This is a genomic window from Gorillibacterium timonense (genome assembly GCF_001457415.1).
Classification (GTDB): domain Bacteria; phylum Bacillota; class Bacilli; order Paenibacillales; family NBRC-103111; genus Gorillibacterium; species Gorillibacterium timonense.
Genome location: NZ_LN881724.1, coordinates 98,888 through 124,291, shown reverse-complemented (window position 1 = coordinate 124,291; position 25,404 = coordinate 98,888). Strand labels below are relative to the sequence as shown.

Sequence of the window (25,404 nt, the reverse complement as noted above, 5' to 3'; positions counted from 1 at the left end):
GATTAGTATCAGCTCTTGTGACTATAGCCGCAAATGGCTACTCTTCAGGTGGCACTCACCTGCTATTCGACCGTTTCATGGGTTTGCAAACACGCTCTAGGACAACATAACAAGAAGCCGCCTTCCCTTTCCTGGGGAGAGCGGCTTCTTCTCAGTTGAATGCTCCGGATTTTATCGGCGATCTCGATGGTACGGTTACTCCGGTAGCTCCGACGGCTACGATAACTCAACGGCGAACGATTACCCGTTCGTCCAGGCCGTCAGTTCCTCCGGTGTGGCAAGCACCTTGTGCGTGGAGGTAAGGTCGTGCTGGATTCCCTTGGAGTAATCGATTCCGCTTGTCGCATAATCGTACGGGATGGCGACGCGGTCTTTTTCCTTCACAGGGTTTGCGAGCGGAATCGCCGACAAGAGCGACTTCGTGTACGGATGGACCGGATTCTCGAAGATTTCATGGGTGGTTCCTGTCTCCACCAGATAACCGAGATGAAGCACGCCGATCCGGTCGGAGATGTACTTGACCATGGACAGATCGTGCGCGATGAACAGGAACGCCGTATTCGTCTCCTCTTGAATGTCCTTCATGAGGTTAACGACCTGCGCCTGAATCGACACATCGAGCGCGCTGATCGCTTCGTCGGCGATGATCAGCTTCGGCTCCATGATGAGCGCTCGGGCGATGCCGATGCGCTGGCGCTGTCCGCCTGAGAACTGATGGGCATACCGGTTGGCGTGTTCACGGGAGAGGCCCACCTTGTCCAGAATGCGATACACCTTCTCCTTGCGCTCTTCTTTGGTTTTGTAGAGCTTATGGATGTCGAGCCCCTGGGCGATGAGGTCGATGACCTTCTTCCGGGGGTTTAAGCTTGCCATCGGGTCCTGGAAGATCATCTGCATCTTGGTGCGCAGAAGGACTTGCTCCCTCTCCTTCAAAGGGCCCGAAATATCCACGCCTTCGAAGGTGACTTTGCCGGAAGTCGGCTTATAGAGACGAATGATCGAACGGCCGATCGTCGATTTGCCGCTGCCGGACTCGCCGACAAGCCCGTAGGTTTCACCCTCGCGGATATCGAACGATACGCCGTTTACGGCTTTCACCGTGAATCGCTTGTTCATTCGGAAATGCTGCTTCAAATCGGTTACTTGTAAGAGCGGCTGTCCGTCCATCTGCCTCCCGCCTCCTTCACCACGGTATCAATTCTTTTTCTCAGTGTCTCGGGCATCTCTACCTTCGGCGCATTCTCATGAAGCAGCCAAGTTGCCGCGTAATGGGTGTCGCTGACCTTGAACATCGGCGGCTCCTGCTTGAAATCGATGTTCAGCGCGAAGGCATTCCTTGGCGCAAAGGCATCGCCTTCCACCTTGTGCAGCAGGTTAGGCGGGCTGCCGGGAATCGAATACAGCTTCTCGTTCTCCGTACCGATGTCCGGCATGGAGGACAGGAGCCCCCACGTATAAGGATGCTTCGGGTCATAAAAGATCTCATTCACCGTGCCCCGCTCGACAATCTTGCCTGCATACATGACGGATACATAATCCGCCACCTTGGCGACCACTCCCAGGTCATGGGTGATATAGATGACCGAGATATTAGTCTTGGCCTGAATATCCTTAATCAATTCAAGGATCTTTGCCTGGACGGTCACGTCGAGAGCCGTGGTCGGCTCGTCGCAGATCAGCACCTCCGGGTTGCAGGCCAGCATGATGGCGATGACCACCCGCTGCCTCATTCCGCCGGACAGCTGATGGGGGTAGCTCTTCATCCGCTTCTCCGGGTCGGTGATGCCGACGAGTTGGAGAAGTTCAAGCGACCGTTCATAGGCCCGAGCTCGACTCAGCTTCAGATGGATGATCATGCCCTCCATGATCTGATTGCCGACGGTCATCGTCGGATTGAGCGAGGTCATCGGATCTTGAAACACCATGGCGATCCGCTTTCCGTTGATCCGCTTGCGCATTTCTTTCTTGGACAGCTTCAAGAGATCTTGGGTCACCTCTTCGCCATCACGGTCATAGCGGAACGTAATCGAGCCGGAATTGATCTCCTCGTTGCCGCTCAAGATGCCCATGATCGCCTTCACCGTCACCGATTTGCCGCTGCCGGATTCTCCAACAATGGCGATGGTTTCCCCTTTATTGAGCTCCAAATCCACGCCTCGGATCGCATTGACCACGCCGTTCGAGGTTTTGAAGGAAATGGACAAATCGTTTATGGTTAACACCGGTTCACTCATCAAGACGTCCTCCTACATTTCCTTCATTTTCGGATCGAGCGCGTCCTTGAGCCCATCCGCCAAGAGGTTGAAGCTCAGCATCAAGAGAGCGAGCACAACGACCGGGGCTACGATCATATAGGGATAGATCGTCATCGATTTGAAGCTCTCGCTGATGAGAGACCCGAGGGAGGCCATCGGTTGGGGGATGCCCAGACCGATAAACGCGAGGAATGCCTCGGTGAAGATCGCGCTCGGAATGGAAAACATCGACATGATGATGATTTGGCCGAAGATGTTCGGCAGAATATCCTTGAAGATGATGACGAAATTGCCGGCGCCGAGGGTTCGGGAGGCGAGTACGAACTCCTGCTCCTTCAGCTTGAGCATCTGCGCCCGCGCGACCCGGCTCATGCCGATCCAGCCGGTGATCATAAGCGCGAGCGTAATCGTGACAAGTCCCGGCTTGAGCACCACAATGAGCAGAGTCACGATGACCAGATTGGGGATCCCGCTCAGAATTTCGATGAACCGCTGCATCACATTGTCCACAGCTCCTCCGAAGTAGCCGGAGATCAAGCCGTAGCTCATGCCGATCACCATGTCAATCGCTACGGCGATGAGGGCGATGTAGAGTGAGATGCGGGTACCCTGCCAGGTGCGGGTCCACAGATCGCGGCCGAGCGTATCGGTTCCGAAGACATAGTAGACGTCGTCGAGCCCTTTTTCTTTGTAAGAGTTAATGCCGTTCGCAACCCCGTTAAAGATCGGCATCTTCTCGAAGCCTTCAATTCGGGGAGCGAGGCTCTTGTGCTTGATGTTGATCGACTTGTACGTATGCTCGCTCATCATCGGGCCGATGATCGCGAGAATTGTGATGATCAGGATGACGAAGAGTCCGAACACCGCACCCTTATTGGCGATGAAGCGACGGTAAGCATCCCTCCAATAGGATTGGCTGCTGTAGGTATGATCAATGTGCGCCCGGGCACCATTGTCTGCTAACTGAAAGTCGCCTGGCTCAAAGGCCGGGGTCTGCATCGGATCAGCCATGGTTATCCCCCTTTGCCAAACGGATTCGCGGATCGATGATTCCATACAAGATATCCACGGCCAGCATGATGGCGATGAACATGACGCTGTAGATGAAGGTGACGGCGATGATGACGTTGTAGTCGTTCACCTGAATGGCCGTGACAAGCAGGCTGCCGATCCCAGGGATGGAAAAGATCTGCTCGATGACCAGGCTGCCGGTCATGAGGCCGACGACCAGCGGTGCAAGCACCGTGATGATCGGAATGAGCGCGTTGCGCAGCGCATGAATGTAGATCAACCTTCTCCGGTTGACTCCTTTGCTTTCAGACAGAAGCAGATAATCCGAGCCCAGCACATCGATCATTTCCGAGCGGGCGAAGCGCGCCACCGTCGCGATCGTAAACATGGACAGGGCGATGGTCGGTAAGATCGTGGAGATGAACGGCTTGCTCGTGGTATACAGAATCGGGAACCATTTGAGCTTGGAGCCGAGGAAATAGGACAAGCCCAGAGCAAATACATAGGACGGAAAGCTGACCCCGATGACAGAGATGAAGGTCGTCAGGCTGTCGGCAAAGCTGTTGCGCTTCAAGGCAGCGACGATCCCAAGCAAGAGCCCGATGATGGTGCCGAGCACGACCGCTTGCAGACCGATCTGCATGGACACGGGCAGGCGTCCGCCGAGCATGGTGGAGATCGGCATGTTTTTCTGAATGACGTAGGAGACTCCGAAGTCTCCGCTCAGCATCGCCTTGATGTAATTCAAGAACCGGACGAAAATCGGCTGATCCAGGCCGTATTTGGCGTCCAAAAGCGCCCTTTGCGCTTGGGTAATTTTCTCGTCGTTAAAAGGAGAGCCCGGCATCATCTCGAGCATCATGAACAGCACCAGCAGGATCACCAAGAGGGTGACGGCCGCGATGGCCAATCGTTTGAGCACATACTTTTTCAGGTCCATTCACCTCTTAAAAATGCCGGATTGCAATCGCGGATAATCCGCCATTGCAATCCGGCTTCTCAACTATGAGCGCAAAGCTGCAAAGCAATATCGGTGAGGATTCTCCGCCGCCGATTATTTTTTATCGGCGTGCTTGTAGAAGACGTTTACGCCCACGGAATGGAATTCGATTCCGGTTACACTCGGCTTAATGAGGACGGCGTTGCCTTTTTGATAAACCGGGAAGATAACGGCTTGATCCATGACGATGCTTTCCGCCTTCTTCAAGGCTTCCCAGCGCTCTTCCGGCTTGCTGGCCAGGTCGCCCTTGCTGGCTCTCTGAATGAGATCGTCATAGGTTTTGTCGGACCAGAGGCCATAGTTGTTCGGGCTTCCCGTCGTCCACATGTCGAGGTAGGTCATCGGGTCGGCATAGTCGGGGCCCCAACGGGTGAGACCGACTTGATAGTCGCCGTTCTGCATCAGCTCGACGCGGTTTTTCTTCGGCTGCGATTTCAGGTCGAAGGTTACGCCCGGCAGCGTGCTTTCAATCTCGGATTGAAGGAACTGAGCGACGAGGGTGGCGGATTCCGTATCTTCGAACAGCAGCTCCAGCTTGATCGAGTCGATGCCAAGCTCGGATTTCGCCTTCTCCCAATACTTCTTCGCTTCTTCCTTGTTGGTGGACGAATAGGTTCCGGCGGTTTCCCGGTAGTCCTTGCCGTCCGGTCCGGTGGCAAGCAGCGTCGGAACCGCGAAGTCGGCGACGATGGAGCCGTCCTTCAGGATGTCGTCGACAATGGCTTTCTTGTCATAGGCGAGCGACAGAGCCTTGCGCAGGTTGACGTTCTCGAGGCCCTTGACCTTCTGATTCGGCGACAGGTACCAGAGGTAGCCTGCGACGATGCTGTGATATTCCGGGCTTTGCAGATACTTGACGATCTGTTCGCCGGACAGCATGACATAGTCGAGATCGCCGTTCTCATAAGCCAGAATGGATTGCTGGGTGTCCTTGATGATTTTGTAATTCAAGCCGTCCACTTTAATGCTGGCGGCATCGAAATAATCCGGATTCTTCTCCAGGTAGAAGGACGTTCCGCCGACTTCCCAGGTCTTCATCTTGAACGGTCCGTTGGCCAGAAGCCCGTCGGCCGTCAGGGCGTACTGGTCGCCCTTCTCTTTGTAGAAGGCTTCATTGATCGGATAAAACGAAGGGAAGGCCAGCAAGGAATTGAAGAAGGCGACCGGACGGTCCAACTCGACGACGAGCGTCTTGTCGTCCTTAGCCGTAACCCCGAGTTCGTCGATTCCTTTCTTCCCAGCGACGATGTCGTCGGCGTTCTTCACGCCGGCTACGCCCATGATGAAGCTGTACTCACTGGCGGTTGCCGGATCGACAAGGCGCTTCCAGGCAAATTCGAAGTCCTTCGCAGATACGGGGGTACCATTTGACCATTTGGCATCCCGGATGGTGAAGGTGTAGGTTTTGCCGTCGGCGCTCACATCGGCTTTCTCAGCCATTGCAAGCTGGGGAACCCCGTCCGCATCAATGGTATACAAACCTTCGATCGTGGCAGCAATGACTTCAAAGGACAAACCGTCAGTAGCGATAGCCGAGTCCATGGAGGCCAGCTCCACGTCCTTGCCCAAGTTGATGACCTTCGCTCCTCCCGTGCTCGCCTCGGGAGCGGTGCTGGCCGAAGGCGCTTGCGACTCCGAAGGTGCTGGCGAGCTCGAACCCGATTTCGAATTCGTGCAGCCTGCAAGCAAAGCGATGACCGAAATAATTGCCAAAAGCAGTTTCGCTCTTCTCAAGACGTTTCCTCCCCTATATGTTCTGATAAAAAAGATAGAAGTCCATTCCGAATGAGGACTTCTATCCTTTCAAAAAATTATAAAATGCTATCATGTAGGCGTCAATATATCTTCCATAATAGGTTTTTTTATGGGAGAAAGAAAAATATTATGATATTGATGTAAGCTTTCCCTTCCTCCTTGCGTCACTTGGAAATGAGTGGTTTTTTCTCTTTTTCGTACAGATGTCCCCCAATGGCAATTCGCCTTATTTGTCCTCTTTTCGAATCTCGGAGCCGTTTCTCCCCTCTTCACCCTGCCCTCTTTTTAGAAGCAAGGAGAACCCCGTATAGGCAAACAGCATGAGCAGAAACATCCCTTCGCAAAACGAAAACACAAAATGGAGGCGGGACGGAGCAAGAGCCGTTGTGATCTCTGACCACAGATAGCTCGGACTGGTCACAAGATCCCAGCTGTTGAGCCGCAGAAAACGGCCAAAGTAAACACCGAGCGAGCCGAGCGCGAGAACCGACAAAGCGAACGCCCAGCCGATCACTCGTCCGTAGCTCCTTCTAACAAGCTTATGGACGGACCACAAGGAATAGCAGCCGAGGACGAGGCCGATAAGAGCCGCCAGAAGCAGCGAGAAGAGATGGTTCCAGAATGGCAGCTCACGCCAGAAATACGTGTCTGGATCAACCGGATAATTGGCAAATACATGTAGAAGGTCGGTCACCAGGTAAGGGGCATTCGGGTAAAAAAAGAACCAGCCGGCTCCTGCCCCCGCCAGGACCAGCGTTCTCCCCCCGCTTTTGGGCCGTTCATACGCATGAGCGAAGATAAGCTGGAAGGCGATAGGAACCCAAGCCAGGAATAAATTCCAGACTATGAACGGGTAAGGGCGGAACTGCGTGCCGATGCGAATGTCATTTACCTGATGCATGCTGAGCAGCGTGAAGGCCAAGAGGATGACCAGATACAAGACCTCCCGCCTTTCCAACAACCGTTCTCGGACTATCATTTTCTCGATTTTTTTCGTCTTATGATTCACCGAACTCCTCCTTCTCTCCACAAAAAAACCCGCTCAACCGGCGGGTCGTTCCATCAGATTCGCTAGCGTTGTTGCCGGTAATGCGTGAAGTATCGATATAGAAAGACTGCGACAAGAATCAGCACGAACACGATATACGCACCGATCAGGATCCCCACATCCGTCTCGGGAAAAAGCACCGCCGCGCTCAAGATGCCAAAGAGCCAAATATGCGACAAGTTCCCTACCACATTGGACCAAAGGTAATCCTTGGGCTTCATCTTGATGATAGCCGCCGAGAACGAAATCAAGTTGTTCGGCATGATCGGAATGGTACGCAGAAACACCATCCCCCAGCCCCCATAGAGTCGCAGGGCATGCTCCCATTTCTTGTACCGCTTCATTTTCCCGAGCCATTTGCGTTCAAACCAGTCCGCGAAGGCGGATCTGCAGAGGAAATAGACGACAAGAGCCGAGACGGTCCCCACGATCCAACTGGCCAGTAGCCCTTCTGCAATACCAAGCGTAGAGACGTGAAGGAGAATGAGCGTGGCAAACGGAAACACCCCGAATAACCCCTGAATGATTCCGAGAGGGATCGTAACAGCGAGAATCGCGAACCCATCAAGCCCCGCCACCGCAAATAGCCATTCGATCCACTCGTTTATATCTGACGACATGATTGTTGCGCCACCCCAGTTGTATATCTGCATTAAGTACTCTTACTATATACACGGGGCAAAATCATTGTCAAACCGGGCTAAAGGGTTGATCCAACCGGTTCAAGGGCCTGGCAGGATACGCAAGAGTAGACGCTGCCGCCCAAATAGGCTTCCTTGCGAATGGTACCGCCGCATTCCGGACACGGATCCTTATAAGTTTTGGAGGACAGCAGGGTCATATAGCCGCCCTGACTCCCGAATAAATCTTTTTCGGTGTCGCGGCCGCCTTGATCGGTCATCAGGCGCAGCGTTTCTTTCACGCTTGCATAGAGGTTATCCAGCCGACTGGCGCCAAGCTGGCGAACCGGTGTGCGGGGATGGATACCGGAGCGAAAAAGGACATCCTGAAGCACCCCGTTGCCGAGGCCCGGAATGCGCTGCTCCGTGGCGAGAAACGCCTTCGCGGAGAGGCTGGGCTTGATCTCCCGGAGGAGGGACTCGAAATAAGCGGCGTCAAACGCCGCGGTTAAAGGCGACGGCTTCTCGGTCGCTGTTCGGTAATAAGGATCGTCCAGTAAGTCATCGGATGTCACTCTGAGAAAGCCATACATCTGCACCGATCCCGTGAGCCAGGAGCCGTCGTTGAATTCCATGTAGAGCTGATTTTTGCTGGGGGGCCGCTCATCCCGGCTTCCATGGCGAAGGTTAACTCCGTCGCTGACGACAAGCTGAGCAGGACCGACGGTCAGCTTCACATGGCCGCCATGCGCTTCGGCCTGCAGGATTGGAGAGCTGGTGAGCATATCGGGATACAAGTCGGGGTCTCCGTGGTAAAAGGCAAATTTATGCGGATGCGCGTTCATCTTCACATGGGCAACAACACGACCCGGCAAGGTCTCTTGGAGCTGCCTCGCTATGGTTTGGGCTTCCGGAAGTTCGAGCATGGACATCCTCCGTTCGGATTTTCTTCCATTATAACCCAAGAACCGGACAACTCTCTGTCCGGTTCATCACATAATTGCATCCAGTATGCTTCCTCGACATCCAGATAGGGTTCCAGTTCCCGCTCTCCCGGCCAGGCTAAGCGCCATCTCCAGCTTTTCCTCATTGCGATCCACGACCGCCAGCCTGCCGACACCTTCGTGCTTCAAGAGTACGCGCTCCATCCGGGTGGTCCCGAAATCGCATACCCGACCTGCCGCACCTTCCACTTCTTAACCATGGACGTGCCTCCTTCCGAGGTTCTTGTATCTTTATACCCCGGGAAGGACGACCTCGACCCATCCGCGCACACTGTTGATGAACCAGATCCGGTCAGCGCGCTTCAAATCGTCCGGCGTGAGCGTCTTCTCATTGACCTCTCCCCTTGCGAGCAGCTCGTCCCGGAACGTTCCGGCGAGCAATCCCGCTTCGATGGGCGGGGTCCATTTGAAGCCGCCTTGCTCCAGCACCAGATTGCCGCGGGTAAATTCGGTCAGCTCCCCGCGTTCGTTCGTAAGCAGCATGTCATAGGCGCCATTGCCCGTGGCAAATATGCGGGCGTATCGGTCGCGTTGGGTCGTCTTGTGGTAGAGGAAGGGGTCTGCGGAATCTACCCGCTCCGCGGCCAGTCCGATCCGCGGCCGCTCGTCACTAGGAGGCACAATTGGTGCAGCATCGCCTTCTACGAGCCCGTCTTCGGCAAGCAGCAGGCGAATCTTATAGGCTCCTTCGCCATGCTCCGCAGCCATTCTGTCGAGATTGGCGATCAACCTCTCCTCGGGATAGGGAAACCCAAAATAGGCAGCGGAAGCGCGCAGCCGGTCGAGATGACGCTCCATAAGCCAATACCGTCCATCTGTGAGCAGCAAACTCTCCAGCAAATGGAAAGGCTCAACAGGGTGACTGAGTACGGCCGCTTTGGCAAGCGCCTCTTCATATTCGCCATCCGCCGATGAATCCCAAGTCACCCCGCCGCCGACTGAGTATTCGGCGGTTTCGGCTTCCTTGTCGATCCAGACCGTGCGGATGGGTACGTTGAACGCAAGCTCCTTCCCGTAGGGAGAAGCATAGCCGATGGCTCCACAATAAATCTCGCGCGGCTCCTCCTCCAGCTCCGCGATCAGCTCCATCGTGCTGATCTTGGGCGCTCCCGTCACCGATCCGCAAGGAAACAGCGCGGCGAACAGCTCCTCCAAGCCTATGCCTTCTCTCAGGCGGCAGGTCACGGTCGAGGTCATCTGATAGACGGTCGGATATGCCTCGACCCGAAAAAGCTCGGGAACCTCCACAGATCCGGTCTCGGCTATTCTCCCAAGATCGTTGCGCAGCAGATCCGTGATCATCAGATTCTCGGCTCGGTCCTTGACGGAGGCCGTCAGCCGTTCGCGCTGCCTTACATCCTCATCTGGATAACGTCCGCGCCGGATCGTCCCTTTCATCGGCCTCGTCGTCAGCCGGCCTTCCTCCACGCGAAAGAAGAGCTCCGGGGATACGCTCAGAACCTCGTAGCCGCCGAAACGCAAATAAGCGCCGTATTCGGCCTTTTGGGCGCGAGCAAGCTGACGGTAATAGCCTTCGCCGCTTCCACGAAAGCTCGTCCTCAGACGCAGCGTGTGATTCACCTGATACGTCGCTCCTTGCGCGATCGCTTCCTTTATCCTTCCGATGCTGGCCGTATATCGTTCCCGGCTCTCCGCGGACTCCCAAACGCCAAGCTCGAAAAGCGCATCCTCTTCCAGTTGCGGCGAATTCCAGTCCTCCGGCTTCTCATAGATGCCGAACCAGAGGAGCGGCATCCGGCTCCCCGGTCTCACCTTCATGGCCGGATCGAATGCCGGCGCTGCCTCATAGCCGATGTAACCGGCGGCGTAGAAGCCTTGGTTCAACGCTTCCTGCACGCGCCCGAGCGCAGGCCGAACCTCTCCCAGATCGTTCGCCTCAATGACCTGGGCGGGATTCCGAAACGCCACCCTTCCTCCCGCATCCTCTGTAAACGCGAAACCGAGAAACGGCTCCTGATTCATGAGGCTCCCTCCTTCTCTTTCCGATAAGGCGCGCCGCGCCGGTTACCCCCGTCCTTTTTCCTGACGGAACTTTTGCGGAGACAGCCCGACCGCCGACTTGAACACCCGGCCAAAATGCGTCACACTCTGATAGCCCGTCCGCAATGCGACCTCTGTCACGCTGAGATCGGTTGAAGCGAGCAAGAGCCGCGCTTCCTCCACTCGCACATGATTGATGTAGGAAACGACCGGCAGGCCCGTCACTTGATGAAAGATGCGGCTGAGGTAAAACGGGCTGATGCGAAATTGGTCGGACAAGCCGTTCAGGGTGATCGGTTCTCCGTAGTGATCCCCGATATACCGCGCAACCTCGGAGACCTTATGATGGAGCGAGTTGGGGAATTCCGCCACTTCCGCATGCCGTCCTTCCGTCAACCGAAGCAAGAGAAGAACCATCTCCGCAAGCAGCAGGCGGGCGTAGCGCTCAGCTCCCGGCTTATCCGCCTCCATCTCGAACAGCATGCTGTCCAGAATGCGCCGAATGACCGCCTGCTCCTTACCGCTCAAGCGGATATGCGGAAATTCCGCAAACATCAAGGGAATCTGTGCCTCATATTCCGGCAGCAGGCCGTTCAGCGCCTCCCAGCGGAAGTTGATGAGGATCCGTTCATGGCCATCCTTGCGAGCGCTTGATGTCTTGTGAAGCACATGCGTCGGAATCAGAACGAGATCGCCCTTGTGCAGATGATAGGTTCGGTCTTTAATGAAAAAATACCTCTCCCCGGATACCAGATAATAAAGCTCATAAGCTTCATGATCATGGTGGGCATCCGCCTGCGCTGCTTCCTTGTATTTGACAGCCTCTATCCAAATCAATGGATCGGCCGGTTCCATTGGCCCTTCCGAATTCATGTCCGCACCTCCTTCCCTTGATTATGCAGGCGAACAGAATTTAACGCAAGTATTGTAGAAAATTCGGCCGATTCCCCCTTGTTTTCTTTAAAATAAATACAATTTTGCGATGACTCCCTCTTCAAATTCCGCTCTCTTCAAGTCCGATAACCCACGATCCCGCCCACTCACTCTAGCTCCCTACCGCTAGTACCAGTCGGTTGTCTGGATAGCTATTTGATGTGATTTGTGCTAGTCTCTGAATATTATATCGAGATCGTCCCACTCGGACGCTGTCAGCCTAATCGTGCGGATACGAAACGGCGCCAATTGGTATGAGTTGCGGTGTATGTACCACGGCTTTTAAGCTGACAGCGTGCTCGGAAGATGGAACGCGTTATGGAAGTGAGGGAATGACGATGGACCTGCGAAAAATGCGTCTGGATGAATCTTCAAGCGGCACGTTCAGCGAAGAACGTGAAGAATATGAACGGGATTACGCCCGGCTGATCCAATCCCCCGCCTTCCGGAGGCTGCAGGGGAAATCCCAGGTGTTCGGAGCTGGCTCCGGCGATTACTACCGAACGCGTCTGACCCATTCTCTCGAAGTTTCACAGATCGCGAGAGAAGCGGCCCGCCGGCTCGGCAAGCAGTATCCGTTCCTCAGCAAGAAAGAGCATCCTGCACTCATGCTGGAGCAGGCTGTCGTGGAATGCGCCGCTCTGGCGCACGACCTCGGCCATCCCCCCTTCGGCCACAAAGGCGAGGATGTGCTGAACCGGCTCCTTCAGGAGCAGTATGGTCTTAAATATGAAGGGAATGCGCAGAACTTCCGCATCCTGATGTTTCTCGAGAAGCGCGCCGAAAGCGGAAGCGGTCTCGATCTGACGGCTGCAGTCCTTCTCGCCACCAACAAATACCCCTTCCACCTGGAAGAGCCGGGCCGCCTGAAGGGCGTGTATTCCTCCGAATGGGCGGCCATTCGCGAGCTGCGCGAGAAATGGAACATCCCCGCAGGCTGCTCCACCCTGGAGACTCAGCTCATGGACCTGTGCGACGATATCGCCTACTCCACCCACGACATCGAGGACGGAATCCGCGCGGGTAAAATCCAAATGAACCGCACCTTCTTTGAGGATAGCTGGCTGAGAAAGCATCTCGTGGAAGAAATCGTGAACGACGAGGGGAATTCGGAGGTTGGCTGGGATCAAGTGGATGTCGAAGCGATGGTCGGCCGCGTGCTGGACGCCTACCTCGACCAATGGGAAGAGGTCTACGCTTTGAGCGGCAAAGAATCGTCGCGGGCGCGACGCGAGATGAAAGCCCGCTGGGTCAGCACCTTCGCCGGTCGGATCGGCATCATCGACAACCCGGCGCGCGGCTGGAAGAAGGTTACCTTCGTAAGAGACGGCGAGCAGGACTTTGAGCTTCTGCGCACGATGGAGATTCTCAAGAAGCTGGCCTGGGTTACCCTAATCAAAGACTTCCGTGTCCAGCGCCTACAGATGCGCAGCGAGATCATGATCAAGCGGCTGTGGGAGAGCTTCATCGACGAGGAGGCCGGGAAGCGGATCATCCCGCCTGATTGGTTGGCGAATTTCGAACGCCATAAGTCAGACTGGGCATGGCCGCGATTCATCGCCGATTATATCTCCGGGATGACCGATGCCTACGCGGAGAAGGTGTATTCCGAGCTGTTCGCGAGCAAATCGGGATCGATCTATGAGATGGACTAAGTCCAAGCGGTTCAAGGCGACAAAGCTGAGCAGTCCCGAAAAATGATAAGGCTCTTCTCCGAGGCAGGAGTTCAAGAAGAACTCGCTTCGAGGAAGAGCCTTTTTGTCGTTATGACCCAGCTGTCCGCTAATAACCGTGCTCTCTACACAACATTCCAGGGCTAATTGAGCCGCTTCACATCCATACGATTAGAGCTGACAGCGAACATGTTGGATGGATGGTTGGTCTTTGCAGTTCCAACCTTTCCCTACGTCAAAAGAATGAAGTCAGCCATGGAACGAACGGTGACTTGTCCAGCCTCCGCAGGAACGTAGCTGGTGGTCCCTTCCGTCCGGGCGAGGAAATCGACCGTGACTGGAACTCCCGGCACCAGATCGAAGAAGTTGTCCGAGAAGATGCCATCCGCTTCAGCCGACAACCAAATCTGTCTCGCCAGAACATCGGTCTCGAGAGTCAGGCGGGTACCCTTGCCGTCTTCCGTAACGGAAGAGACGACTCGGATGTTCGGCTCGCTCGCCAGCTTCAGTTCCTTGGAATGGACAAAGTAATGCAGCTTGGCGTCAACCGGTTCTTGTTCTTCGTTCGCCAATTCCAGCAGCAGGAAGACCTTATCCGCCCCAAGGCCGTTCAGCCATTCCGCTCGGTTCAAGGAGAGGACCGCTTTCGCTTCGTTCGGTTGGAGGCCGACTTCCGCACTTGCTTCCTTCTGGACCACTCCGTGGAAGTCAAGCAATCGGACGTGGAGTTTGCCCGAGAAGGGCTCCGTGAGATCCGAAACGATCTTTACGGTTACGATCCCTTCGTTCTCCTCCACCGAAGCCATCACTTCCCGGAAGCTGCGTTTCGCGTGGTATTGAACCGCCTTCCAGTTGCCGTAATAATCCACACTGGCCCAGGAAGCCACCGGCCAGCAGTCGTTCAGCTGCCAATACAGCGTTCCCATGCAATAGGGCTTACCGCGTCTGTGCGCTTCAATCCCCATCGCCATCGCATCCGCCTGAAGCACCTGGCTCAGATAGAGGAAGGAGTGGAAATCCTTCGGCTCATGCAGATATTGCTCCATGTAATCCTTGATCAGGAGGTTGCCATGGCCGTTCTTCTGATGGGTCTGCATGACATCCGATTCCAGCTCCATGTCCTTCTCTTCCGCGTACCGAAGAACCGCCTCATATTCGGGGAAGGACTGAAAGCCGTACTCGCTCATAAACCGTCCGACGTTCTTGTTGTAATTCTCGAACGGCTCGCGGTTATGCCAAACTCCCCAATAATGTACATCTCCGCTCGGAGAAGCGCCTGTCGTGTGCTGGCTCTTATCATCCGTCAGCTCGACAAGAGGAGACGAGGGCCAATAGGACATCCCCGGCATGAACCGCTCAACCGCTTCGGGCAGAATCCGGTGGAAGACCTCCTTGTAATCGTGCCAGATCCCTTCCCGCTGTTCCGAAGTAAATTGCTGCTTCCAGCCCCAGCCCGAGTTCTCGTTGAAATGGGCCCAAGCCGAATCGATCTCATTGTTGCCGCACCAAAGAGCGAGGCTCGGATGATTGCGCAGCCGCTTCAGGTTATCTTCGGCCTCTGCCCGAACGCTGAGCAGGAAGGCCTCATCTCCCGGGTACATGCTGCAGGCGAACATAAAGTCCTGCCAGACAAGAAGCCCCGACTCGTCGCATAGCTCGTAAAAGATATCTTCCTCGTAGATCCCGCCGCCCCAAACCCGCAGCATGTTCATACCCGATTCCACGGCAGTGGCGACCTCTTGGCGATACCGCTCGTCTGTCACCTCGGGAACGAAGCTGTCGTTCGGAATGTGGTTGGCGCCTTTGGCGAACACGGGAACTCCATTCAATTCCAGGTAAAAGGATGTGCCTCCCGCCTCCCGCTCGCGGACGAGACGAACGGAGCGCAGGCCGGTCCGCACCGATTTGGCGCTAACCTCACGACCATCCGCTAGGAGCGCTGCGCGGAACGTATAAAGCTTGGCTTCTCCCAATCCACGGCACCACCACAAAGCGGGAGCCTCGATCGTAAGAGGAATTTCCAGCTGGTTTCTTCCCTGCTGAACGATAACCGGCTGACCCCAGCTGTGGTCATCGGCCATCAAGTGGACGAGAACCGGTCCGGCATACTCCGCCTCTACCTCGACCACAGCCGTGAGCCGGGCGACTTCAGCCGTCACCTCATCCTGACGGATATACAGATCGGTAAGCCGATACCCCGACCAGCCTTCGAGCCGCACTTCCCGCCATATGCCGCTTGTGACAAAGCGCGGTCCCCAGTCCCATCCGTAATGATAGGGTGCCTTGCGCGCAAAGACGCTGATCCGATTCTCTCCGAGCCCGCCCAGCTCCGATAAGTCGTTAGGAGCGGGCAGCGAATAGCCGAGCCGCTCCAGCTTCGGCAGGTCCTCCTGGATCGGGGACCGGAAGTGCACCGTCAATGTGTTTGCTTCCGGTTTGAGCAGCCCCGTGACATCCACCCGCCAGGATCGGAACATGTTGTCTGCCGCAAGCACATGGCGTCCGTTCACATAGACATCCGCATACGTATCGAGTCCGTCAAAGACGAGCTCCTGATGCGTCTCCTTAAGCAGCTCGGCAGAAGCGTCGAAGGCGACTTCATAATCCCAATCCTTTTTATCGATCCATTGCAAATCCCGCTCGTTTGTTCCATAGAAGGGATCGGGAATTCGCCCGTTTCGCAGCAGATCGGTATGAACGCATCCGGGAACACGGGCCGGTTGCCATGCCGTATCATCGCTCGCCTTAAACAGCCAGCCATCCAAGTTTTGTACCGTATTGCTCATGATAACCTCCAAATGTTCACCTTTCTGATGCTAGAACGTGTTTGCAAACCCATGAAACGGTCGAATAGCAGGTGAGGGTCACCTGAAGATCAGCCATATGTGGCTATCGGCAGGAGAGACCCCTCAACGAATTCGACCGAAGGTCGGGTTTGCAAACACGCTTTATGACGCTCTAAGGTAGTATTCCGATGAGTCCCAGGCGAAAATTGGTTCCCTGACAATTCGGACCATTCCCATGGATGACTTCAATCTCACAGCTATGATCGCCGATTTCGAGGTCGAGCACAAGGTTGCTGAGGCGGAACCAGCCGTCGAGCCCAACCCAATCCTGCCGCTCGCGGCTTTCCGTCTGCCATTCTCCGCCGTCGATGCGGTAGCGGAATTCCGCAGAAGCCTTGCCAAAATCAAAACCGAGCGCGACTCCTCTTCCATGGAAGGAGAAGGACAACTCGGCACCGACTGCCGCCGTTTCCAGCGTGCGATCGATCCAAGGAATTCCATTCAGACGGCGGAGCACCCAAGGCCCGGTCGTCTTGACTTCTGTGAGATCCAGCAGTCGGGCCGACTGCCAGTTGCGCGGATCGAGCGGAGTTTCCATTGCTGTTTGACGACGTTCCACCCACGAAGCGGACTCCACGGTAAGTGAGCGCTCGCGTTCTGCATTCAGGAAACGGATGACGCTGGTTCCGTAGCTAAAGCTTCCCCGATTCGTCGGGTGAAGACCGTCCGGAAGCCACTCCTCCCAGCGCATATGCCCCCGCTTCACTTCGTCAAGCGCGTGAAGCCCCATCCAGACGGAACCGAGGCCATAGTACTCGGCGATGGCTTCGTATTGGGCGATAATCGGCGGCTTTTCATCCGCCATCATGTATTCATACATGGGTTGGCTATAGGTATAGACGAGCACCACTTGCCGTTTCGGGTCTGCAAGCAGCTTGCGAAGCAGCCCCTCCAGGGTGCGCCCTCTTTTCTCAACGGGCTCGTCGTAGTCATTGACGGCGAACTCCACAAAGACCAGCTCCGCCCCCCGATTGATCAAATCCCGCTCGGCTCGAAGCGCTGCAAGGTCGCTTCCGGTCGCTCCAATCCCTGCATTTTCCACGGCGATGCGCACTCCGGGAAGCTGCTCGACGAACCAAGCCGTCACCGGCTCCGGCCAGTTGTGGCGCGGGCGTCCGTCCGTGATGGAGCCTCCAATGAAGCCCAGTGTCAGCGTTTCACCTTGTTTTTTGGCCCATGGCCCGGTAACGGGACTTCTATGGTTCCAGATGGATAATGTCATGTCGATGTCGAACTCCTCTCTTACGGCAGCCTGTAGGTTTTTAAGTTGGGCAGCTGGTCTCGGGTTATGGAGAAGGGATGGCGGTAAAGCTTCTGCAGCATAGAATGCTCCGTGTATTCCTCCGAATAGGGAAGCTTGCCTTCCTCATCGCGGGTGTACAGAAATTCTCCATACCACGTGCAGTTCCATGCCCAGCGGACGTTCTCCGTGAGCATCTGATCCGGATCAGGCAGAATGCCGTTCTCAGACAAGGCGATGATCTTGCTCGAACTCGTATAAGCGAGCGCGGTGTCGAACCGGTCCGCTTGCGGAGAATAGTCTCGCTTCGGGGGATAGATGTCTTCCCCGATGATATCGACGGTCTCATCACCCGGATACCAATCCTTGTGCTGGCCGTTCCACACCCAGATCAAGTTATTCAGCTCATGATGATGCGTCAAGCGCTCATAGAGCAAGCCCCATAACGCCAAGTATGGCTTCGGTCCCTTCGCTCCCCACCAAAACCAGCCGCCGCTTGCTTCATGAAGCGGACGCCAGAGAACAGGCACGCCCGCCTTCATGAGGCGCTTCAATTGAAGGGCAATGGCATCGATATCTCGTACGAGAAGCTGATAGCCCTCAGACGAAGGGTCGCTCATCGCCTGCTCCACATCGAAAGTGGTCGCTTCCGTATAGAAGCCCTTCTCCCACTTCTTGTTGTTGGGCAGATCCATCATATCCCTAGGAGCTGTCCAATGCCAGCAAAAGGTGACGATCCCGCCTTCCTCCCACCAGCGAAGGGCGTGGTCCGTGTCGTGACAAACCGCTCCCTGATTCGCGCGGCCGGGCGAGTAGTCCATGAAGTCAAAGCCGCCGACAGCGGGGTAAAAGCCGGTTTCCCGATGGAGAATCTCCATCTCGGGCGTGGAGTGCACGCCGATTTGTTGGCCGGTCAGCATGTGCTTGCCGTAGGTATCGCATAGATAAGCCATCAGGCGTCGAGCCGTTTGATCCGCACGGGGGTTCACCAGCTTCGGCTCCACCTGATAGCGATCCCGGCGCAAATTCGTCGGTACATTCATGTGTTGAGGGGTCTCCTATCCTTGGTTTTCTCTTTAGTCTGCACTACTCTCTATATCGGTCTCCATACCATTCCTGTTAGGGATGCAGGGTAAAGACCAAATCCGCCTTCTCCGCAGCCGGTGCGATCAGCGTGAGCTTGCCGCCGGTTGCCATTGCCTCCGTTGTCGTCAGCTTTTGCCCCGTCCAGGGATCGCTCCAATCCACCGCGTAGCTGCCGTCCTGCATACCAGAGAACGTCACGCTCCTGCCTCCCAGCTTGCCCAGGTCCGTCACCATCCAGCCGTAGGACAGCGATGCTCCTTTCATCATCCAAGCTTCGGCGGTCTTCTTCTCGATGGTCGGAGCCTTCTTCGCCACCAGTCGCGGATTCCGAATCTGAATCGTTACAGGGTCGGCTTCATTCGGCGTGCTCGTCGCATAAACCTTGAGGCCCCAGCGCTCCATACGGGCGAGGTCCGCACGAGTCAGCTCGCGGTTTTTCCATTTGCCTCCGTCCAGCTTGACGCGAACCGTCGTCCACTTGCCGGCGGCAAGCGGTACATCGCCCGGATCGTCCGCTTCGTTCCATTCCCCTCCGGGGAAGAGAACCGGTCGGGCGATAAGCCCTTTTTGCGCAGCGGTGTCTACATGAACGTCGAAGACCAGCTCATCGTAACCGGACCAATCCTGCACGGTGGTTACCTGATCGATGACCCCTTGTGAATACTGGCCGGTCGCAAATCGAAGGTTGGCTTGAACCGTAGGCTTCTCGGCATTCGCCACCGGTTGAACGGTTGTCCGAATGCCGTCCTTATCCTTGTTGGCGTCCGCCCAATCGGGAATGCCCCAGTCCGCGTAATCCTTGCCATCCTCCATGGACAGCTCGGCCGGGAGCGGAACCTTCACGATGTCAGCCTCAGCCGTTAGCGGCTCGCGCGTCTCCGTAAAGCCAATCGGCTTGATGAAATCAGAGAACACCTTCATTTGCGCAAACATCGCATCGTCTATCTTGGAATAATCCCACCAAATGGGCGTGGAGGCAAGTCCATTTGCCCATGTCACCCAGAGGACGTTGTGGTAAGCCGTCTCATCGGTGACGTTGCCCGTTTCCCCAATCATGATCGGCTTACCATACTTCCACCGACTGGAAATATCCTCTGCATAGGACCGATAGTCAAGGCTGTAGTAGTTTTCCCGATCTGCCAAATCCAATGTCTGGTAGCCATGATCCCAGAAGTCCTCTGCGCCTCCCGCCATCGAACCCATCGTCGGGTGTCCGTAAGGGTCATGCTCCTTGAAGTACGTATGAATGCGCGTCAGCCATTCGTTGGCTTTCGCCGGATCGCCCAGCACCCAGCCATCGGTACCGTTCACCTCGCATATCAGGTCCCAGATGCCGATGGAGCGGCTATGGCCGTAGCGAGCGATGATGTATCGGTACAGCTTCTCCTGGTAGTTCCACATCTCTTCGCTGCTGTAGAATTTGGAGGCTTCGCCAAGCGCGGAATACGCATTCTTGGTCCAGGTGGTCGCCCACCCGCCTCCCAGCTTATCCGCCAGAGAATCATGCGGCCAGATGACGAAGCTCATGTTCAGGTCGCGCGCTTCAAACAAGCCGAGAAGCTCGTCGATCCGGGCGGCTTTGCGCATATCGTAGCTGCTGAGGCCGGAAGCGAGTGATTCCAGCTGCTCGTTCCCGCCGCCGCTTCCGGAGTTATCATAATTCCCGTTCCAGTAGGTGACGAGATTGCCCCCGCCCGCCTTGATGCGGTCGAGGCCCCATTCGTCGACGCCCCATGGATAAGCAACTCCTACCCCGTAGAAGGAAGTGCCGTTTCGGTACTCCAAAGCGTGCTTGTTTTTCTGGGAAGGCTGAATCCAGCCGTTCGACGAACCCTCCGTTACCTCAAAGGTCAAGGCGTCGCCCTTGCTCTCTCCTGTCTTGTCCTTTAAGCGAAACTGATAGTTCCACTTGCCGGTCTCGTCTGCGGAGAAACGCAGCTTCCACGCGGTTCCATCATAATACCCGTTGATGTTCCACTCCTTGCCAGAAGGAGCCGTCAGCACGGCCCCCAGATCCACTTGAGCGGGATCGTATGGATTCACATAGTCCGCCTTGAGCTCGACGGTCCACTCCAGCTTGTCGTAACGCCCCACGGACTCGCGTTCCGGCGTAATCTTCACCAACTGAGGGCCTGTATTTGCACTCGCTGTTGGCGAAGCCGAAGGGGTCGGCTGCTCGGAAGCGGCGGGCTTCGCCTCTTTGTCCCCACGGCCAATAAGAAACACAGCCACCAGGATAAGAACCACGACGGCACCAACCGCCGCGAGTAGTCCATTTCGTTTTCGTCTGTTCAAAGCATCGCTCTCCCTTCAAATGAATCCACCTGCAGCCCTTCAACTCTGCTTGTGTGAAGAGTTGAAGGGCTGACAGCGTACTAGAGCAGGCGACGGCAAAGCGCAGGCGCTTTGCCGTCGGCAGATCAAAGGAATGTTTGGTTACCCGACAACCCCGGTCCGCTCGACACTTTCAACGAAGTGGCGTTGAACGAATAGGTACAGGACGATCAGCGGGATAATCGCAAGCAGGATCCCGGTGTCCACAATGAGACCGACATAGTTGGGGTCCGCCTGGCCGTTCCTTCCGAGGCCCATTAGAATCGGCAGGAACTGGCTCGTATCGGCTGGCAGCGACGCGATCTTGAGCGGCATGAGGCTGCTCTCGCTCATGAAGAGCGAGGTGTAGAACGTGTCGTTATAGGTCCAGACGAACGAGAAGAGGATGACCGTAATCATCGGGGGAATCGCGTTCGGGAGCATGATCTGGAAGAAGGTGCGGATACCTCCGGCACCGTCGATCAACGCCGCCTCTTCGATTTCCTTCGGCAGACCGATGAAGAACTGGCGGAAGATGTAGATGAATAGACCGGATTTCAAGCCATTGGCCGTCGCCGACGTGATGATCGAGGGCCAGTAGCTGTTCAGCAGGTTGATGCCGTCCTTTCCGGTAAAAGCATGGACGAGACCCAACACGTCGAAGCTGCGGAAGTGCAGGTACATCGGAACCATCAAGGTGCTCATCGGGACAAGGATGGTCAAGATTACCAAGGCGAACAGAATGTTGCTCCCGGGGAACTTGAACCTGGCGAACCCGTATCCCGCAAGCGCGCAAGAGGCCGTCTGCAGCAGCATGACCACCGCAACATAGAACAACGTATTGCCCAGCAGCGGCCAGTAATTGAGCAGGTCCTTCGCCAGCTTCAGATTATCGAGCGTAAAATGCACGGGAATCATGTAGATCGTCGGGTTGTAAATGTCTTGCTTGTCTTTTAAGGCGTAAGAGATCTTGGTCAGGATCGGATAGAGAATGACAAAGGAGATCCCGATGATCAGCATATAGCGGAAGATGGAGAAAAGCAGATCCACCGTCTTGTTCCGCAGCTTGTGCCGGTTGATTTTTCTCGCCGTGTTCCCGGCTGTTTGAACGGTCGCCATGAACGAACCCTCCTATTCCGCTAGCTAGTTTTGATAGAACACTTTTCGAGAGATGGCGATACCGATCAGGACGAGCATGATACTGACCGCGAGGGTATACAGCCAGGACATGGCCGCGCTGAGCCCGAAATTTTGCGACGTGAACGCCGTTTGGTAGATGATCTGAGTCACGGAGCTGTCTGCAAAGGAGTCAATGATCGTGTAGATGATGTTCGTCAGAATGAGCGGGCTGACCATCGGAAAGGTGATCTTCCAGAAGGTTTCATAGCCGGTCGCCCCCTCCATCTTCGCAACCTCATACATGGAGGTCGGCACGGATTGGAGGGCTGCCAGGAAGATTAGGATTTGGACACCCGAGCTGCGAATGACCTCGTAAATCCGCATAACGGCTTCTACGACGTAATCAATAATGCCCCCCGGGAACCCCGCATGGAGAAGAAGCTCCACAATCGGCATAGCGTTAAACTGCGAAGCCTGGTTCATATCCTCGGCCACCGCCGCATTGCCGACGAGATTGATCAGGCCTGCGGACTCTGCCGCCGAGATGGCGCCGGAGGCCAGAATAACCGGAAGGAAGAAGATGGCGCGCGCCATTGCCCGTCCACGGAACTTCTGATTGAGCAGTACCGCGGAGAACAAACTGAAGAACAGAATAAGCGGAACATTGATCACCATGTCCAGAACGGACTCGGTGAGAATCCGGTTAAAATTCGCATCGACGAACAAAGCGTTATGAAAGTTACTCCAGCCTACGCTCACCAGCTTGAACCCGGTCGGATCGATGACCAGCTTGTTGAAGCTGTAGCGAATCGACTCGATAAGAGGCTTCAGGAAGAGAACCAGGAACCCTATGAGCCATGGCGAGATGAATAACAAGCCGAGCAGTGAGCGTTTGCGTGTTAAGGTTAGTCTCATTTTCATTTGCGATCACCGCCTACCGCATAATCGAGAGCGTTCACTTGGACTCCATCCACGGTAACGGGCTTCTCGGTGTAATTGACGAAGACGGAGGTTCCCCCCTCGTATTTCACTTCCACGACGCCTTCCTCGTGGCGAACGTGATCGACGATCTTCTTCGTTTGCAGCTTGCCGAGTACACCGTCCGCCTTCTTATACATCTCAATGGCCTGGTCGTACCAGTTCGTATACGTCGAGGCGAAACGATCGTCATAGCGGGTCAGCTTCAAATCCGAGGAATCCTTGTACGTCCACAGGAAGTGAGGCGCGGTTCCAAGCTCAATGGAGCGAAGAAGCTGTTTCGACAGGTCCTGCTCATCGGAAAGGTTGATCGCCTCGCCGGTGTAGTCGGCATAGCCGTGGATGACCATCTGATAGAACGGAACTTCCTCATCCGCCAGATTGAAGCTGCTCGTGGAAGTGGGGACGTCGATGAGATGACGGGCATATTCCCAAGCATAGGAATTAGCCCCGGATACCATCAGGTTCGGATAAGCCGTCTCCAGCTTGCCGAGCTGCTCCGACACGATTGCCTTCGAGGTTTCTCGGAACATAACGCGGCTGTTCCGGTAATCCGAGTTCAACGTGCTGCCGAGATCCCGGAGGCTCAAGTTGGAAAGTCCGAGCTTCTTGTACGAGGAAGAGAATCTCTCGGTAAAAGAAGGAAGCTTGGACGGGGAGAGCAAGTAATACGAACCGTAATAATCATTCATTCGGTTTGTCGCCCGGTCATATTTGGCGAGCATCGAGACATCCCGCGTCACAAAGCGAGAGGCGTCCGAAGCCGGAGTGAATTTCGAATCGTCGTGGTAGACCAGTTGAAGCGCGACGTCCGGATACAACGCGCCACCCATCGCCTTCAGCTTGTCGGAAAGCTCCACGAGCTCCTTCTTGCTTCCAGCGGCGCTGTCGATCTTGACTTTGGTCGGCGTTTTGTGGTTGATACCCTTGTTGAACCAGCCCGTCAGCCTCATTTGCAGGTTCGTGATGCCGTCTTTTCCCAACTGATCGGCGATCGTCCCCGCCTGATCGAAGGTGGTCATGGACTCGACCGATTGATAAGGAACGCCGAGGAAGAAGGAGCGCTTGTCGATCGTGCCAAGGATATCCAGATAGAACGGAAGCGAGTTTTCTTCAGTCAATGCTTGAAGCTTGTTCTCGCTAACCAGCAGATTTTGATAGTACCGCGCCATACCGGAATAACTGGCTTCCTCTCCCGAGAGAAAGCTGAAGTGGACGCGGATGTCACCGCTGTACAGCTTATTGCCGAGCATGTCGATCTGTTGGACCGTGTTGCCGGTATACAGCTCCAGTTCATCCTCCCCGCGGACCGCGAAGGTGCTGTAAGCATGATTGAAGGAATTAACCTTCCCGCTGACATCTGCCGCGATGCTTGCGAGCGCATCTCCTTGCTCGATCACGGCAAACCAGGCTCCGTCTCCCTTCTTCAAGCCGTACACAGGCATCTTGGCGCTTTCCGTAACCTGTCCGCGGTTGCGGCTGTTGTCGTTCAAGTCGGTGCCGTACACCTGCTGCACGTATTTCTCTTCCTTGATCTTGCCATTGTTCAGGTGGATGAGGCTTCCCATGCCATCGGGAACGAGCATGTACCCTTGATCCTGCAAGCCGGCGGCTCCGAAGTAGGGCAGCACGTCGATGGTGCGAATGCGATGGCTGCTGCTCTCTTCGATGCGCCCGACAGGAACGGTGGCCGTCAAGCCCGTATCATCCAGCTTGTATTCGAGCGGAACGGTGAACTTCGGCTTGGAGGAATCGGCTCCGGAGGCAGCGCCATGCGCTTCGTTGTCGGCAGCCAGATCCTCCTCGGTATAACCGGCCTTTGTGAAGGCATCCAGCATTTTGTTCAGAACGAGCTGTTTCTTGACTTGATCGTCGAGACGCTCAAGAACGTTCTCGTCCGCTTTACTCGGATAATACCGCTGTGAGACATAAGTGGAGAGCGATTTGTCGAGCTTGGACAGCACCTTCTCTTCCAATCGCTCCTTCGTAATGTACTTGGGCAAGGCATCGATACCGAGCGACATATCGCCGAGCGTGTATGTCACCCGAATGCCGCCCTCGATGCTCTCTACCTTGAATTGCTTCTTCTCAATGCTTTGAGCGTAATTGGAGTAGGTGTCCAGCGTTCCGAGCGTATCTCGAAAAGACAGGACGATTTGGGAGGACAAGACTCCCTTCTCGAACGGAGAGGCCTTCGCATCTTCGTTGCGATCCGGTGGGTTGCTGTACCAGATTTGTCCGCTCTTCTTGTCGAGAACGGCGATCTCCGTCGTTTCCGATTGGAAGTACAGGCTGTAGCTGGCATTGTCGGCTACGAGGTCCATGCCTGGTACGCCTGCCGTCGAGCTCGTAAGCTTCACAAGCTCCTTACCAGGAGCAAGCTCGGCGGAATCCTTCGTATAGGCGGATGCCGAAACAGCGGGAGCACCTACATTTTTGGTATAGATGATGCCGGCGATGACGAGGATGAGGGTGCAGGCCAGCACCAGCATTCCGATTTTTCGCTTGGTCACAGGGTGCGG

The 25,404-nt window shown here is 55.5% G+C and carries 19 protein-coding genes; 1 reads left to right on the top strand and 18 read right to left on the bottom strand.

The window, feature by feature from the left end; translation table 11 throughout:
* Positions 1-240: 240 nt before the first annotated feature.
* The 11 genes from BN2684_RS13355 to BN2684_RS13305 all read right to left on the bottom strand — a co-directional run bounded on the left by BN2684_RS13355 (position 241) and on the right by BN2684_RS13305 (position 11,567).
* Positions 241-1,167: an ABC transporter ATP-binding protein gene (locus BN2684_RS13355; RefSeq protein ID WP_058302681.1), complete on the bottom strand. Its 927-nt coding sequence runs from the start codon at positions 1,165-1,167 to the stop codon at positions 241-243.
* Positions 1,140-2,234 carry an ABC transporter ATP-binding protein gene (locus BN2684_RS13350; RefSeq protein WP_058302680.1) on the bottom strand — a complete coding sequence of 365 codons (1,095 nt, stop codon included), beginning with the start codon at positions 2,232-2,234 and terminating at the stop codon, positions 1,140-1,142. The genes BN2684_RS13355 and BN2684_RS13350 overlap by 28 nt, the downstream gene beginning before the upstream one ends.
* A gap of 12 nt (positions 2,235-2,246) precedes the next feature.
* Positions 2,247-3,266 (bottom strand): oligopeptide ABC transporter permease, encoded by a 1,020-nt coding sequence (gene opp3C, locus BN2684_RS13345; protein ID WP_058302679.1) that lies wholly within the window; start codon positions 3,264-3,266, stop codon positions 2,247-2,249.
* On the bottom strand, positions 3,259-4,200 hold the full coding sequence (locus BN2684_RS13340; protein WP_058304541.1) for an ABC transporter permease: 942 nt from the start codon (positions 4,198-4,200) through the stop codon (positions 3,259-3,261). The genes opp3C and BN2684_RS13340 overlap by 8 nt, the downstream gene beginning before the upstream one ends.
* A 120-nt stretch (positions 4,201-4,320) precedes the next feature.
* The gene (locus tag BN2684_RS13335; RefSeq protein ID WP_058302678.1) at positions 4,321-6,000 is read right to left on the bottom strand and encodes a peptide ABC transporter substrate-binding protein; all 1,680 of its coding nucleotides are present in this window, start codon (positions 5,998-6,000) and stop codon (positions 4,321-4,323) included.
* A gap of 247 nt (positions 6,001-6,247) precedes the next feature.
* Entirely contained in the window at positions 6,248-7,030 is a 783-nt protein-coding gene (locus BN2684_RS13330; RefSeq protein WP_058302677.1) for a DUF1361 domain-containing protein, read from the bottom strand.
* Positions 7,031-7,092: 62 nt separating this feature from the next.
* Positions 7,093-7,689: a TVP38/TMEM64 family protein gene (locus tag BN2684_RS13325; RefSeq protein ID WP_058302676.1), complete on the bottom strand. Its 597-nt coding sequence runs from the start codon at positions 7,687-7,689 to the stop codon at positions 7,093-7,095.
* A gap of 80 nt (positions 7,690-7,769) precedes the next feature.
* Complete coding sequence (locus BN2684_RS13320; protein WP_058302675.1) at positions 7,770-8,615, bottom strand: formamidopyrimidine-DNA glycosylase; 846 nt, start codon at positions 8,613-8,615, stop codon at positions 7,770-7,772.
* Between the two features lie 66 nt (positions 8,616-8,681).
* Positions 8,682-8,822, bottom strand: coding sequence for a hypothetical protein (locus BN2684_RS13315; RefSeq protein ID WP_159065798.1), 141 nt, complete (start codon positions 8,820-8,822; stop codon positions 8,682-8,684).
* A 102-nt stretch (positions 8,823-8,924) separates the two neighbouring features.
* Positions 8,925-10,676, bottom strand: a complete 1,752-nt coding sequence (pabB, locus tag BN2684_RS13310; RefSeq protein ID WP_058302673.1) for an aminodeoxychorismate synthase component I — start codon at positions 10,674-10,676, stop codon at positions 8,925-8,927.
* A gap of 42 nt (positions 10,677-10,718) precedes the next feature.
* Positions 10,719-11,567: an AraC family transcriptional regulator gene (locus BN2684_RS13305; protein WP_058302672.1), complete on the bottom strand. Its 849-nt coding sequence runs from the start codon at positions 11,565-11,567 to the stop codon at positions 10,719-10,721.
* Positions 11,568-11,965: 398 nt separating this feature from the next.
* Here BN2684_RS13305 and BN2684_RS13300 point away from each other — a divergent pair, with 398 nt between their 5' ends.
* Positions 11,966-13,282, top strand: coding sequence for a deoxyguanosinetriphosphate triphosphohydrolase family protein (locus tag BN2684_RS13300; protein WP_058304540.1), 1,317 nt, complete (start codon positions 11,966-11,968; stop codon positions 13,280-13,282).
* 248 nt (positions 13,283-13,530) lie between these two features.
* Here the strand turns inward: BN2684_RS13300 and BN2684_RS13295 are convergent, their stop codons facing one another.
* The 7 genes from BN2684_RS13295 to BN2684_RS13265 form a co-directional block, all read right to left on the bottom strand.
* Positions 13,531-16,086, bottom strand: coding sequence for a glycoside hydrolase family 2 protein (locus BN2684_RS13295; RefSeq protein ID WP_058302671.1), 2,556 nt, complete (start codon positions 16,084-16,086; stop codon positions 13,531-13,533).
* Positions 16,087-16,258: 172 nt separating this feature from the next.
* Positions 16,259-17,368, bottom strand: a complete 1,110-nt coding sequence (locus tag BN2684_RS13290) for an SGNH/GDSL hydrolase family protein (protein WP_058302670.1) — start codon at positions 17,366-17,368, stop codon at positions 16,259-16,261.
* A gap of 20 nt (positions 17,369-17,388) precedes the next feature.
* On the bottom strand, positions 17,389-18,429 hold the full coding sequence (locus tag BN2684_RS13285) for a glycosyl hydrolase (protein ID WP_058302669.1): 1,041 nt from the start codon (positions 18,427-18,429) through the stop codon (positions 17,389-17,391).
* 76 nt (positions 18,430-18,505) lie between these two features.
* Complete coding sequence (locus BN2684_RS13280) at positions 18,506-20,767, bottom strand: DUF5060 domain-containing protein (protein ID WP_058302668.1); 2,262 nt, start codon at positions 20,765-20,767, stop codon at positions 18,506-18,508.
* Between the two features lie 141 nt (positions 20,768-20,908).
* Positions 20,909-21,904, bottom strand: a complete 996-nt coding sequence (locus tag BN2684_RS13275; protein ID WP_058302667.1) for a carbohydrate ABC transporter permease — start codon at positions 21,902-21,904, stop codon at positions 20,909-20,911.
* A 24-nt stretch (positions 21,905-21,928) separates the two neighbouring features.
* Complete coding sequence (locus tag BN2684_RS13270) at positions 21,929-22,825, bottom strand: carbohydrate ABC transporter permease (protein WP_058302666.1); 897 nt, start codon at positions 22,823-22,825, stop codon at positions 21,929-21,931.
* Positions 22,822-25,395 (bottom strand): DUF5696 domain-containing protein, encoded by a 2,574-nt coding sequence (locus tag BN2684_RS13265; protein WP_058302665.1) that lies wholly within the window; start codon positions 25,393-25,395, stop codon positions 22,822-22,824. Before BN2684_RS13265 ends, BN2684_RS13270 begins: the two co-directional genes overlap by 4 nt.
* Positions 25,396-25,404: the final 9 nt, after the last annotated feature.